The 14,316-nt window shown below is 35.7% G+C and carries 15 protein-coding genes; 11 read left to right on the plus strand and 4 right to left on the minus strand.

The annotated features are described in order from the left end of the window. The first annotated feature begins 117 nt into the window (after positions 1-117). Positions 118-1,236, plus strand: a complete 1,119-nt coding sequence (locus JR050_RS06010; protein ID WP_204201818.1) for an IS110 family RNA-guided transposase — start codon at positions 118-120, stop codon at positions 1,234-1,236. A gap of 643 nt (positions 1,237-1,879) precedes the next feature. Here the strand turns inward: JR050_RS06010 and JR050_RS06015 are convergent. Next, on the minus strand, positions 1,880-2,449 hold the full coding sequence (locus JR050_RS06015; RefSeq protein WP_204202611.1) for a hypothetical protein: 570 nt from the start codon (positions 2,447-2,449) through the stop codon (positions 1,880-1,882). A 392-nt stretch (positions 2,450-2,841) separates the two neighbouring features. On the opposite strand from JR050_RS06015, the gene JR050_RS20790 reads away from it, so the two are divergent. Further along, a complete protein-coding gene (locus JR050_RS20790; protein ID WP_430392865.1) occupies positions 2,842-3,273 on the plus strand; it encodes a DUF308 domain-containing protein in 432 nt (143 codons plus the stop codon). 27 nt (positions 3,274-3,300) lie between these two features. On the opposite strand, the gene ispG is transcribed toward JR050_RS20790, so the two are convergent. Beyond that, on the minus strand, positions 3,301-4,383 hold the full coding sequence (gene ispG / locus JR050_RS06025) for a flavodoxin-dependent (E)-4-hydroxy-3-methylbut-2-enyl-diphosphate synthase (RefSeq protein WP_204202798.1): 1,083 nt from the start codon (positions 4,381-4,383) through the stop codon (positions 3,301-3,303). A 195-nt stretch (positions 4,384-4,578) separates the two neighbouring features. Next, the gene (locus JR050_RS06030; protein WP_204202612.1) at positions 4,579-4,908 is read right to left on the minus strand and encodes a LysM peptidoglycan-binding domain-containing protein; all 330 of its coding nucleotides are present in this window, start codon (positions 4,906-4,908) and stop codon (positions 4,579-4,581) included. 143 nt (positions 4,909-5,051) lie between these two features. On the opposite strand from JR050_RS06030, the gene JR050_RS06035 reads away from it, so the two are divergent. Next, entirely contained in the window at positions 5,052-5,684 is a 633-nt protein-coding gene (locus JR050_RS06035; RefSeq protein WP_204202613.1) for an NfeD family protein, read from the plus strand. 21 nt (positions 5,685-5,705) lie between these two features. Here JR050_RS06035 and JR050_RS06040 read toward each other — a convergent pair whose 3' ends face one another. Continuing rightward, complete coding sequence (locus tag JR050_RS06040; RefSeq protein ID WP_204202614.1) at positions 5,706-6,470, minus strand: DUF1189 domain-containing protein; 765 nt, start codon at positions 6,468-6,470, stop codon at positions 5,706-5,708. A gap of 77 nt (positions 6,471-6,547) precedes the next feature. Here JR050_RS06040 and JR050_RS06045 point away from each other — a divergent pair, with 77 nt between their 5' ends. The 8 genes from JR050_RS06045 (at position 6,548) to pstC (ending at position 14,314) form a co-directional block, all read left to right on the plus strand. Beyond that, entirely contained in the window at positions 6,548-7,030 is a 483-nt protein-coding gene (locus JR050_RS06045; protein ID WP_204202615.1) for a DUF456 domain-containing protein, read from the plus strand. A 196-nt stretch (positions 7,031-7,226) separates the two neighbouring features. Continuing rightward, the gene (locus JR050_RS06050) at positions 7,227-8,006 is read left to right on the plus strand and encodes an SGNH/GDSL hydrolase family protein (RefSeq protein WP_204202616.1); all 780 of its coding nucleotides are present in this window, start codon (positions 7,227-7,229) and stop codon (positions 8,004-8,006) included. A gap of 13 nt (positions 8,007-8,019) precedes the next feature. Beyond that, the gene (locus JR050_RS06055) at positions 8,020-8,931 is read left to right on the plus strand and encodes an ATP-binding cassette domain-containing protein (RefSeq protein WP_204202617.1); all 912 of its coding nucleotides are present in this window, start codon (positions 8,020-8,022) and stop codon (positions 8,929-8,931) included. Then, positions 8,924-9,904 (plus strand): ABC transporter permease, encoded by a 981-nt coding sequence (locus JR050_RS06060; protein WP_204202618.1) that lies wholly within the window; start codon positions 8,924-8,926, stop codon positions 9,902-9,904. Before JR050_RS06055 ends, JR050_RS06060 begins: the two co-directional genes overlap by 8 nt. A 128-nt stretch (positions 9,905-10,032) precedes the next feature. Next, positions 10,033-10,644: a superoxide dismutase SodA gene (sodA, locus tag JR050_RS06065; protein WP_204202619.1), complete on the plus strand. Its 612-nt coding sequence runs from the start codon at positions 10,033-10,035 to the stop codon at positions 10,642-10,644. A gap of 121 nt (positions 10,645-10,765) precedes the next feature. Continuing rightward, positions 10,766-12,055, plus strand: a complete 1,290-nt coding sequence (locus JR050_RS06070) for an MFS transporter (protein WP_204202620.1) — start codon at positions 10,766-10,768, stop codon at positions 12,053-12,055. 216 nt (positions 12,056-12,271) lie between these two features. Then, entirely contained in the window at positions 12,272-13,219 is a 948-nt protein-coding gene (locus tag JR050_RS06075) for a PstS family phosphate ABC transporter substrate-binding protein (RefSeq protein ID WP_204202621.1), read from the plus strand. A 138-nt stretch (positions 13,220-13,357) separates the two neighbouring features. Next, the gene (pstC, locus tag JR050_RS06080) at positions 13,358-14,314 is read left to right on the plus strand and encodes a phosphate ABC transporter permease subunit PstC (RefSeq protein ID WP_204202622.1); all 957 of its coding nucleotides are present in this window, start codon (positions 13,358-13,360) and stop codon (positions 14,312-14,314) included. Positions 14,315-14,316 lie beyond the last annotated feature (2 nt).

Genomic DNA, 14,316 nt, shown 5'->3' on the forward strand with positions numbered 1-14,316 from the left:
GAGTTATCATGAACGAAACTAGCTCCTTACTCGTAACATCGTAGGTTAATTTGGTTAGAATGTTTACTGGTAAAAACAAACCAAATCAGAGCTACATTACGGAAGGAGCTAGTTATTATGAAGGATACCATAAAATATGTAGGTTTAGACGTATCAAAAGAAAAAATTGCAGTTGCGATCGCGGATGAGGGGCGAGAAGAGCCGAGATACTGGGGAGTAATTCCTCACACACCAGAAGCAGTTAGGAAATTAATAAATAAACTTGGAAACACCGAGACTCTTCGAGTCTGTTATGAAGCCGGTCCAACTGGATACCCACTATATAGATTATTACTTTCCCTAGGTGTTCATTGTGATGTGATAGCCCCATCTCTCATACCTAAAAGACCAGGTGAACGTATTAAGACAGATCGTAGAGACTCTATTCGACTGGCTCAGTTATATCGAGCAGGAGAATTAACTAACATCTATGTTCCAAACGAAGAGGATGAAGCTCTCCGTGATCTTGTAAGATGTCGTGAAGATGCAAAAGAAGATGAACTTAGGGCAAGGCACCGTTTGAGTAAATTTTTGCTTCGTAATAACATTAAGCCACCGTCAGGTGTGAACAAATGGACGGTCAAATATCGTAGATGGCTGGATGCATTAAAATTTGAAAGCTCCAAACTACGTGTGGTCTTTCAAGAATATTATCATCAATTGAAAGAGCTAGAACAACGAATTTTAAGACTAGAGGAAGAAATTAGAGTTCAGGCAACGGAGGGCGTACACGCCCCAACCATTCAAGCCTTACAATCACTAAGAGGTGTAGCTCTTATTACTGCGACTAGTCTTGTAGCGGAGATAGGTTCTTTCAAACGTTTCTCATCACCAACACAATTAATGGCCTATATTGGTTTAATACCAAGTGAATACTCAAGTGGTGAAAGAAGAATACAAGGGAGCATCACAAAAACAGGGAATCGTCATGTACGACGCTTATTAGTAGAAGCTGCATGGAGTTATCGTTATCAACCGTCAGTTAAAGGAGAATTGATGAGACGACAAAATGGACAGTCCCCCACTATTCAAGCGATATCCTGGAAAGCACAAAACCGACTTCATAAAAAGTATTACCGATTATTATCAAGAGGAAAAGAAAGTGGAAAAGCAATTACTGCAGTTGCCAGAGAATTAGCTGGTTTTATTTGGGCTATTACACAAGAGGTAGAAGAAGTAAAAAACGCTAGTTTTTGATCTTACAAGTTGTCATGTTACGGTGATATAGGTATTATTGATCCATTTTTTATGTATGGCTTTAATTTCACACGAATAATTTACGAAGAAAGATAGATGATTGAGAACAGGGCTCGAAGGCAAAGAAAAAAACCGGAAAGGAAAACCCACGTGGCCTCCTCTGTGCTATATCTAAATAGATTAACGCACGTGCCGAGTTAGTGGATTAGTCCTTTATACGGAAAGATAAAATGTGAAAACCCACGGATATCAGAGCGTAAACCGCAGTAGAGATTTTTGCCTTCGTGCCGTGTTCTTAACTTCTATTCAAGTCAAAAAAAGGAGAAAGGAACAGATTCCTTCTATAGCTTAATGGAGTCTCTCACTTCTTTGTATGACAGTCAAGGAGACCACTTGACAGACATACAAAGAAGTGAGAAGTGGTCAGTAAGCTAAAGAAGGAGCTATTCTAGCCAGAATGGCTTGCTAACTAACAAAATCAAGAAAAGAAGCCGTAAATAGCTTCTCTTCTTAGAGTTGGTCAAAAGACAATCCAAACCTGGTGAAGAGTGGGAGCCTTGACAGTTTCGTTCATATCAGGAGGCTCACCGCCCCCCGCGGAAAGGGAGTGCTTCACGCGGAAATCAACATATTGTTAACAAAGTCATTTTATAAAATAATTATCCACCCATTTTCTAGCTTCCTTCCAGTCATTTACACGAATGACCTTTGAAGGCACAGGGTCTTGGTTATATGGAGTATTAAATAACAAAACAGGAATATCACATTCTTCACTAATATCACATGCATTGTCATGCTTATCTTCAAAGAACACTTCTACACCGTGATGTTTTACGGCATCTAGCTTATCGTGTTTTCCAATTAACTCAATGTGATGGTAAGGAACATTATTCTTTTTGAACCATTCATTTGTTACTTCTAGGTAGTCGATAGGTCTTGCACTTATATAAATTAACTGATGCTGCTTTTCCCAATCAGAGAGAGTTGAAATCGCATGACTCACTAATGGAGCATCTTTATAAATCGTTGGTTCATGCTCCTTCATCCATGTATAAAACTCTTCATTTGTTATTCCAAGAACGGTTGCAAGGTTATATACCTTAATATCATCCATCGTTAAATTTTTATTAAAGGTTTTGTTTAGATAGGGAATAAAGGTATTGGGATTCGTTATCGTCCCGTCGATATCAATGCCAAGTTTTCTATTTGTCATAGCTGAATTTACTCCTTATTTTGCATAATAATTAAATTGTAACATATTTGAGTACTACCTATAGATGAAATAAATAGTATGAAAATATTAACACCTATAATTTAGTGAAACAGTCCCATACTAATAAATGCTCCTTAACCAAAGGAAAGCGAGGGATTCTTATGCCAAATCAATTTGATAACAATGATTCATCCAAGAATAAGTATGAACTCAATAAAAATGCCACGTCTTCATATTCAAATAATGAATATGAGACGGAATTTGCATCCGAAAATGCTGACTTCAGTTCTAGCAATGGTGTGAATATCGCAAGTGGAGCATCTATTTCAAAAAGTAATTCTTCATCTTCATCATTGTCGAATGAAGAGTATGCTTCTGAAATTGCACCACAGATTGTTGATTTCAATCGAAAAGAGAAAACCGCCTCAAATAATGTAAATTCAACGGTAGCAAATAGTAGTACTCAAAGTACTTCGGATTTCGCTAATGAAGAATATGCAGCAGAGGTAGCACCAAAAATCATTGATTTCAATCGACGCGATAATGGTAATGCAGATGCAGAGAACACTAATGCAAACTCAACTAATACTATGAGTAACAACGATGGTATGGTTGATAATGTAACAAGTGGTAAAGGAATTGGTGGACTAGCCTTAGCCTTGTCAATCCTTTCATTATTTGTACTGCCTATTGTATTAGGAGCTGCTGGGATTATCATTGGTTTCATTGCAAGAAGACGAGGAGCAACAAGATTAGGTGCTTGGGCAATTGGTATAGGAGCAATTTCAATCATTGTTGGTATGTTTGTGTTACCGTTCTTTTAGAGGATAGTACAAAAAAAAGCATGGCACTTATTGTGCCATGCTTTTTAACTTTTCTTCTGCAATTTTGTCAATTTCTTTCTTTAACTCTTCAACCATTGTTTCTTCAGGAACTTTACGAACAATCTCTCCGTGACGGAATAACAATCCTTCGCCTCTAGCACCTGCAATTCCAATATCAGCTTCTCTAGCTTCTCCAGGACCATTTACAGCACATCCAAGAACAGCAACCTTTATTGGTGCTTTAATGGAAGAAATATATTCTTCTACCTCATTTGCAATTTTGATTAAATCGATTTCGATACGCCCACAAGTCGGACATGAAATGAGTGTTGCTGCATTTGAAATTAATCCAAATGATTTCAAAAGCTCTCTTGCAACTTTTATTTCTTCAACTGGATCTGCACTTAAGCTTACACGTAAAGTGTTTCCAATCCCTTTGCTAATGATAGCACCGAGACCCGCTGCACTTTTTACTGTTCCTGCAAAGAGTGTCCCAGATTCTGTTATTCCTAAGTGAAGAGGATAATCAAAAGCTTTAGCTGCTTTTTCATAAGCTTCAATGGCAAGATTTACATCAGATGCTTTCATCGATACAATAATGTCATAGAAGTCAAGATCTTCTAGAATTTTAATGTGATGAAGAGCACTTTCTACCATCCCGTCAGCAGTAGGATAGCCATACTTCTCGATAATTTTTCTTTCAAGAGAACCAGCGTTAACACCAATACGAATCGGAATTCCCTTTGCTTTAGCAGCATTTACAACTGCCTCCACTTTTTCGCGACGTCCAATATTACCAGGATTTATTCTGATCTTATCAGCTCCACCCTCAATTGCTTTTAACGCAAGCTTATAGTCGAAATGAATATCTACTACAAGAGGGATATTTATTCTCTTCTTAATTTCACTGATTGCATTTGCTGCACGTTCATCAGGACAAGCAACACGAACAACTTGACACCCTGCTTCTTCAAGTCGTTTAATTTCAGCAACTGTTGCTTCAACATCATGTGTCTTTGTTGTTGTCATACTTTGTATAATTAACTGATCACTGCCGCCTATCGTTAGGTTACCAACTTTGACAGGACGTGTTTTCGTACGGTGTACAATTTCGCCCACTAACTATTCGCTCCTTTTGATTATGTAGTTCATAATCATTTTTAGACTACAAAAATTATAAAAGTCCTTCTTATTGTATCAATGGATATGAAATCATGACAAGTAGTTTGACCACTTACACATATTTGTACGTCGAAGTCTTTGGCCATGATAAAGTAATGTATTAATTATACTAATTGTCGATTGTTATTGGTACATAGGAATCTTATATTTCTTTCCTATTTGTATTTTCTCAGGCTCAACCTTATTCAAGTCTACGAAATCTTTTACGACTGTTGTAATGGATACAGGCAAATCTCCCTTCAGATTTTTTTCAAGAATGGACAGGACAGTATCTCCTGGCTTAACTGTCACTTCTATATATGTAGTATTATTCTTTTTCTCTTGTTTATCACTTTTTATTTCCTTCTCCTGAGCAGAAGCTACTTGTGATAACGGTAATGTTCCGGATTGTAAATCAACGTAAATACAATATATGACAAGTACTGAGATTAGTAGAATAAGTAATTTTTTCATAAAGCACCTGCTTTCATAAAAGTTACATTTTATACACAGTATGCTTGTCCTATGAAAATATTCCATAAAAATTTTTACCTGAATGAAACTTTTATTGTTGTGATTCGTAAAAATTAATAATGAACATAAAGGAGAGTGACGTGATGGATTTATTAATGATACCATCTGTAGGTTTTTTCGTTTTACTTCTTGCAACTCTTTTTTTAGTCGGTGAAATGCTAGTGAAGACAAGAGGTCTATTTGGAGTATTAGGCTTAGCACTCATTACTTCATATTTTATTTTTCATAATACTGGAGAGCATCTAATTTGGATTGTTGGGTTATATGTAGGCGGATTACTACTCGTCTTTTTAGATGGGAAATTCATCAATGATGGAACAGTTGCTATCATTGGTGTCATTATGATGGTAGCAGCAGTTGTGATTCCAGCTCCTTCTATCGTTTACGGCATTTTATCAGGTGCAGGTTTAATAATCGGTGGTTTACTGTCACCATTGTTCTTAAAGGTGTTTCGTAGTAGGGAGATGTGGTCAAAAGTTGCCTTAAAGGACCGGTTAACATCTGAGGAAGGGTACAATTCTATAAATTCTTCTTATGATTCATTAGTAGGTAGAACGGGAAAGACTATAACACCCTTTAGACCTGTTGGAACGATTGAAATTGATGGCAAGCTTTATAGTGCAGTAAGTGATGGAGAGTGGATTGAAACTGGTGTGGAGGTAGTTGTAGATAAAGTCGACGGAACAAAAATACTAATAAAAAGGGTTGAGGAATAAATCTCAACCCTAAAAAATTTATTATTGTTTTGCAGGTATTTCTCGAAGTGAAAGATAGAGCATCGTTAACGATACAAACCAATAAACGAAGTATGAATACACGACTGTAATATTGAGAAGGTGCATCAGCGTCAGGAATGTTACAGAAAGTGTAATTGCATATGCACTTAATAACCAAAGTTTTCTATACGGTAAATTTTTATTTAATAATCGTGTAAATGTAAGTCCAAACAATGCGATGATCGATATTTCGATAAACTTAATCCCAGCAGAGAAAATGTAAGATGCAATAATAATTAGTGCAATTAATAAAGGCAATATCGATATCATCTTATCAACGAAGTTTACGAAATCATCTTTGGATGAGATCATGCCATTTAACGTCGTGTATGGTAGCGTTTGTATAGTACCACCAATATTATAGGCGAATTCTTTCTGAAGTAGTCCTATGCTTTGGTCATATTGATTTAATTCAGAAGCATCCCATTCACCAGTCGAATCAATTAAAATATACGTATTATTATGTACAACCGTTGTTGGCGTTGAAATGTCTGTATTTAGTTTTCCATCTACAATTTCAAATTCTGGAATGCTAGTCTTTACAATTTCATCAAACTCATTGGCTACTTCAACTACATCTTGGCTAGAATAGATTGAAGCTGGAATAATTGAGAACAGTGAAAGAAGAAATACATATAGAATAGTCTTACCTATTTTATCAAATCGTTTTATCGCAATATCTTTCGGAGAATATAAGCTCTTCCACCAACTTTGAATAATTGTCAAATTGTTTTACCTCCTTATACATACGTCTATATTTTATCTTAACAGAGTGAAGCATAACAAGAGAAAAGGAGCACTATATGGAAATACTTTATTGGTTAGTCATTATTATTTTATTTGCACTTTCTTTTATTGGATTAGTATATCCAATTATCCCAGGTCTTTTATTTTTAGTACTTGGTTATATTGCATACGGGATATTCTTTACATTCGATTCCTTATCTATTTTCTTTTGGGTTATCCAAGGATTGTTTATCGTATTGCTATTAGTCGCGGACTACTTAGGAAATATATTAGGAGTAAAAAAGTTCGGTGGCTCGAAAGTAGCAGAGTGGGGTAGCACGATTGGTCTAATCATAGGTCCATTTGTCATCCCATTCGCTGGTATCATTCTTGGTCCATTTTTAGGAGCGATATTGGCTGAATTAATCATTAAAAGGAAACCAATAAAAGAAGCTTTTAAAGTAGGCGTTGGATCAGTATTAGGTTTTTTAAGTAGTACAATTGTGAAATTAATTATTCAAATTATCATGATTATACATTTCTTTATAATAATCTTCTAAAAGCTGCACTTGCAGCTTTTTTTTTCACTGAACAACACTTTACCACTTTAAAGGAATGGGGGCCTGTCCCCCATTCCTTTAAAGTGGTAAAGTGTTTATGGGTTTTATCGTCAAGTTATCTTGGTTGTTGGTATTTGGTAATACTTTCTTATAAAATAAAGAAATATACTTACAGCTTGGCCAGAGGAGTGATGAAATGAAAAATTATATTCTTCCAGTATCGATTGTTATTTCTATATTTTCCTTTTTCTTTTTACTTATTGGATTTGGGTGGACACTTAATACCCATTTCTTCGGACAAAAACAAGAGATTGCTGTAAATACACCTGATCGAGTAGAAACAGAGAATGAGAATGAAGAGAAAGACATTGTAGCACTTGGCGACTCATTAACGAGAGGTACTGGGGACGCTGATGGAAAAGGCTATATTGGATATTTAGTTGAACAATTACAGGAAAAGACAAACGAAGAAATCACAATTCATAACCTTGGTATAACGGGTTATCGTTCGAATCAACTTTTAGATTTAGTTAAAAAGCAAGAAGTCCAAAGACAAGTTGGACAAGCTGATATTGTCGTCATTACGATCGGTGGAAATGACCTTTTCCAAAGTGGTCAAACTTTGTTGAGCTTAGATTTGGAGAAGGTAGACCAAATTCGAATAGAGTATCTTCAAAACCTTGAACAAATAATCACTAATCTTCGTGAAACAAATGAAAACGCGACAATTTACTTAGTCGGACTTTACAATCCATTTATTGATTTAGCTGATGCAGAAGTTACGACAGATGTGGTAAGGCAATGGAATTTTGATACGAGCAAACTTCTAGATCAATATCCAAACACAGTGTTCGTACCGACGTTTGATTTATTTCAACTAAAAGTGAATGACTATTTATATTCAGATAAGTTTCATCCTAATACTGAGGGATACAGACTAATAGCTGAACGCGTTGCGTCTTTAATTACGTGGTAAGGGAGTGAGTGAAGTGGAACAGACGACTCTTTCTGTAAAGGGCTTGAAAAAGATAATTGGTAAGAAGGAAATCATTAAGGGTTTAGATTTTGAGTTAAAAAAAGGAGAAGTATTTGGTTTTCTCGGTCCAAATGGCGCGGGAAAAACAACAACCATTCGTATGCTTGTTGGACTTATAAAACCGACCTCGGGAACGATTGAGATAGGTGGGAAAAATGTAAAGACTCATTTTTCGGAAGCGATGAGTCAATTAGGATGCATCGTTGAAAATCCGGAGCTTTATTCCTATTTAACTGGTTATGAAAATCTTATGCATTTTGCAAGAATGTTACCAAATGTAGACCAACAATACATTCAGAAGATCATTGAATTGGTTAGGCTTGAAGAAAGAATTCATGAACCTGTTAAAAACTACTCACTTGGTATGAGACAACGACTTGGAATTGCACAAGCGTTATTAGGTAAGCCTAAATTATTGATTTTAGATGAACCAACAAATGGGCTTGATCCAATGGGAATCCGAGAAATGAGAAGCTTCATTCGTTATTTAGCAGAAGAAGAAGGATTAACAGTATTAGTTTCAAGTCATCTTTTAAGTGAGATCCAATTAATGTGTGACCGGGTTGCCATCATTTTAAAGGGAGAAATTATTAAGGTAGATTCCGTCTCCAATCTGTTAACATTGCAAGAACAATTAGTTTGGAAGGTAGAACCTCATGAAAAAGCAAAAGAAATACTGAAGAGCTTTACCTCTGTTGTGGAAGGGGAAGATAAAGAACTCATTACTACATATGATAAGGTTCAAGCTTCTTTAATGAGCAAAAAGCTAGTGGAAAGTGGGATTAATATATATGAAATGAAACGGAAAATGCCAACACTAGAAGACTTATTTCTTGAATTTACAGGTGGTGAGTCTCATGATTAGCTTAATTCAAAATGAAATGTTAAAGATTGTTAGGCGCAAAAAGATAGTAATTGTTGCGCTAATTATCGCGGTACTCGTTTCATTATTTACATATGCTCAATATAAGGAACAAAAAAGGTTATTAGAGCAATTTGGGAGCGATGACTGGAGAACTACACTTCAACAACAAATCATTGATATCCAAAATCGTTTAGCAAGTAGTCGAATTTCCGATGAATGGCGAAGTCAGTTACAGCTAAGAGTTCAGCAACAACAGTATTATCTAGATCAAAACATTAATCCGTTAGAGCCAGGAGCACCCTCGTTTATGAGGTTATTCGGAGAAAACTCAATAAATTTGTTAATTCCACTCTTAGTCATGATTATTGCGGCAGACCTAGTCTCGTCTGAACGTAGCGCAGGAACGATAAAGCTGCTGTTAACACGGCCGGTAAAAAGGTGGAAGGTTTTATTAAGTAAATATTTTGCTTTACTTATTACCGTATCATTTGTGATTGTAATTTTCGCTCTTTTATCCTACATAATTTCGGGTGCTGTTTTCGGTTATAAAGGGTGGAATGCACCGGTAATTATCGGATTTTCTGCAGAGGAAGGTGCGTTAAATACGAATGCAGCCCAAATGATTCCCCAATGGCACTATTTATTTATGGAATATAGTCTCATCTGGTTTGTTGCCATTGTGATTTCAACGCTAATGTTTATGTTATCGACGTTAATCAAAAATACACCAACTGGAATGGGAGTCATGCTAGCAGCCTTAATTTCGGGGATGATTTTAAGTAATATGGTAACATCATGGGAATCGGCGAAATATTTATTCATGATTAATTTAAATTTAACGAGTTATCTATCTGGCAATGCACCGCCTATAGAAGGTATGACATTAGGGTTTTCTTTAATTATACTAACTGTGTGGGCATTAATAGGTTTATTCATTTCATTTATTACTTTTATGAGACAGGATATTTATTAAGGAAATTCCAAACGTGTATAAAGCTAATTAATTGAAAGTGTAGCTATAATTTGGTAATGTTAAATTAATTATTGGATATTATAACAATGTCCATAAAATACTTTTATACATATTAGGAGGAATTCCACATGGCTAAGTATCAATTACCTGAATTACCATACGCATACGATGCGTTAGAACCACACATTGACAAAGAAACAATGAACATCCATCACACAAAGCACCATAACACGTACATTACAAATGTAAATAACGCGTTAGAAGGTCACGATGAGCTTGCTAGCAAGTCTGTTGAAGAACTTGTAGCTAACTTAGATGCTGTCCCTGAAAACATCCGCACTGCTGTAAGAAACAACGGTGGTGGTCATGCAAACCACAGCTTATTCTGGACAATTCTTTCTCCAAACGGTGGCGGTGAGCCAACTGGTGACCTTGCTTCAGCAATCAACGCTAAGTTTGGTAGTCTTGATGCATTTAAGGAGCAATTTGCTGCTGCTGCAACAACTCGTTTTGGTTCTGGTTGGGCTTGGTTAGTTGTGAATAACGGTGAACTTGAAGTGACAAGCACACCAAACCAAGATTCTCCTTTAATGGAAGGTAAGACTCCAGTTCTTGGTTTAGACGTTTGGGAGCATGCTTACTACTTAAACTACCAAAACCGTCGTCCTGACTACATCTCTTCTTTCTGGAATGTAGTTAACTGGGATGAAGTATCAAAGAGATACACTGCTGCAAAGTAATATATAAGTTGAACGAAAGCGACGATAATTAATCGTCGCTTTTTTTATGTGGTAAAATTTTGTTTTTTTACATATCTCCCCTCTTTACGGAGAAAATAGTCAAGACAAAGGGGAGACAGTCATGCAACTAAAAAAAATAATTGGTGATGTTGAAATTAACAAAAATTTAATTTTGTTATTGTCCATCGGTGCACTTTACTCATTAAGTATTGCCCTATCCAATACTTTTGTGAACGTGTATTTATGGAAACAATCCGGACAATTTATGGACATCGGCTTGTATAATCTTGCAATTGTCGTATTGCAGCCCTTGGCCTTTATCTTAGCCGGTAGGTGGGCTAAGAAAATAGACCGGGTTATGGTACTGAGATTAGGTGTTATCTTCTTAGCGATCTTCTTTGTTTCGGTTTTAATGATCGGAGACAAAGCTTCCCAATATTTACTTCTACTAGGTTCTATTCTAGGAATCGGATACGGATTTTATTGGTTAGCCTTTAATGTTTTAACCTTTGAAATAACTGAGCCTGAAACAAGAGACTTTTTTAACGGATTTCTAGGATTATTAAGTTCGTTCTCCGGTATGGTAGGACCTATACTCTCTGGTTTCATCATTTCTAACATGGAGAGGTTTACAGGGTATAAGGTGATCTTTACAATCTCGTTAATTCTGTTTTCAGGTGCCGTCATCTTAAGTATGTTCCTTCACCGCAGGCCATGTGACGGTAGCTTTGATTTCGTTCGAATTGTTAAGGAACGAAAGAATAATTTTAATTGGAAAATGATAACAAGTGCTCATTTCTTTCAAGGGTTAAGAGAAGGTACGTTTATTTTTATCATTTCAGTGTTCGTCTTTATTACGACAAATAGTGAATTAGCATTAGGGAAGTATAGCCTTGTTAATTCACTTGTTTCTTTTATTGCGTATTACACCGTTACAAGGTTTATAAAAGAAAAGCATCGGAAAAAGGCGATCTTAATAGGTGGATTGATCTTGTACTTAGCGATTTTTTTAATTGTTATTGACTTAACATACATGAGATTGATTATGTATGCCGTCATTATTGCCATTGCATATCCTTTATTGCTGGTTCCATATATGTCAATGACCTATGATGTAATTGGACAGGGGTGGAACGCAGCCGAAATGAGAATTGAGTATATCGTCGTAAGAGAACTGTACTTGAATCTTGGGAGAGTCGTTTCAATTATATTATTTCTCGGTACTATCTTTTTCTTTGACGAGAAGACTGGTATTCCAATTCTCTTATGTATAGTAGGAGCTGGACACTCTCTTATTTACTTCTTTATTCGAAAAGTGGAAGTTAATAAAAATGATCGTGATAAAAAAGCATATAAGTCGACGATTTCTCAACGTAAACCAGCTGATGGTGAAGGTGGTTCTACTGTATAAAAGGAATATGACTATGTCATTTATTTTTTTGGATTGATAAATTAATTAGTAAATACTCATACTAAAGTTAAGGATTGAAAAAAATAGAAAGTAAGTTATACAAGCTTTTTTATGAATTTACAAAAGCTTTACAATTCATTAAAACGGAATTAACACTAAAGCTTTATTGTATTACTTGTAGGACAACACATAAATGCTCTTAGGGGGAATTAAGGAATGAAAAGCTTAAAAAGCCTACTATTACTTTTAGTAATGGGAACACTAGTTGCAGTATTTGCTGCATGTGGAAATGATGAAAAAGCTGGTTCAGAAGGATTAGAAGGTAGTGTTGTAATTGATGGATCTGGTACTGTTTATCCATTAATGGCTAGATTAGCTGATGATTATATGACTAACGAGCAAGAAAATGTTTCAGTAGAAGTAAGTCGTGCAGGTACAAGTGCTGGTTTTAAAAAATTCTTAGTTGAAGACGGAACAGATTTCAATGATGCATCTCGTCAAATTAAAGAAGAAGAATTAGCAACTGCAGAAGAACTTGGCTTAGACGTTAAAGAAATTAAAGTAGCACTAGATGGTTTAACATTTGTTATCAATAAAGATAATGACTGGGCTACTGAATTAACTGCTGAAGAAATTAAAAGCATTTTCTTAGCTAGTGGAAACATGAAGAAATGGTCAGATGTCCGTTCCGATTTCCCAGATGAAGAAATTAAAACTTACGGTCCTAACGAAAATCACGGAACTTATGAATTCTTCTTTGAAAACATTCTTGAAGAAAAAGATTTAGTTGAGGGAGTTAACTTACAACAAGATTACTCTACTTTAGTAGATTTAGTTTCTAAGGATAAAAATGCAATTGGTTTCTTCGGATATGGTTATTATGAAAATAACACTGATAAATTAACTGCTGTAAAAGTTGACTTCGGTAATGGTGGTGTTGAGCCAACGCTTGACACAATTAAAGAGGACGGAGACTACGCTCCATTTACTCGCCCAGTATTCACATATTTAAATGTTGGTATGGCAAAAGAAAAGCCACAAGTATTAGACTTTGCTAAATATGTATTAAAAGAGGCAGGTAATGTTGCTGGAGAGACTGGTTTTGCTCCGCTTCCTGAAGAAGAATTAAAGAACACACTTAGCGAATTAGAAGAAATTAAATAACAATAAGCATTTTATTGGCTTAAAGATGAGAGGGTACTCAGCTTCTCATCTTTTTGGCTATTTTCTTGATGTTTATAAGTAATGATAGATAGTATTTTTCTCCTTAGAAGATAAGGTGAAAGGGGTATTTCAAAGACAATGGTAAAGAAAAACTCAAACGAGACAAATAATGCTTCAAATATTAGAGAAATGATTAAGGAAAACAAAAGCAAAAACAATATTAATTCTGTGATGGAAAAATTCATTCCGAAGTTTTTACTTGGAATTGCGATTATATCAATCCTCACAACTGTCGGAATTATATTTACACTTTTATTTGAGACAATTGAATTCTTTAAACAAGTATCATTTATTGAGTTTTTCACAGGTACCGTATTAAAACCACTTGGTGAAAATGCTCAATTTGGAGTTCTTCCGTTATTAATGGGAACGTTAATGTCGTCTGCTATAGCAATGCTTGTTGCAATTCCTATCGGTTTAATGACCGCTATATTCTTAAGTGAGTATGCTTCTGATAAGGTGAGAAGAACACTTAAACCAATTCTAGAAATACTAGCCGGTATTCCGACAATTGTTTATGGTTTCTTCGCCTTCACATTTGTAACTCCTATTCTTATGGCAATTGTTCCAGGATTAGAACCAACCAATATATTAAGCCCAGGTATCGTAATGGGTATTATGATCATTCCTATGGTTGCTTCATTATCTGAGGATGCAATGAGTTCGGTACCGAATTCAATGAGAGAAGGTGCATTAGCACTAGGTTCAACTAAGTTAGAAGTAACATGGAAAGTAGTTGTACCAGCTGCCATCTCCGGTATTATTGCTTCGTTCGTACTTGGTATTTCTCGTGCGATCGGTGAAACAATGATTGTTACGATTGCAAGTGGAAGTTCCAAAAACTTTACATTCGACATTACCCAATCTATGCAAACGATGACAGCATATATAGTCGAAGTTACAGGTGGAGATGCACCAGCAGGATCAACACTCTACTATAGTTTGTATGCTGTTGCTATGACGTTATTTGTGTTCACACTTATCATGAACTTTATAGCTGGATACGTCTCTCGCAAGTATAGGGAGGAATATTAAAA

This window comes from Bacillus suaedaesalsae, from assembly GCF_016890225.1.
Classification (GTDB): Bacteria; Bacillota; Bacilli; order Bacillales; family SA4; genus Bacillus_BS; species Bacillus_BS suaedaesalsae.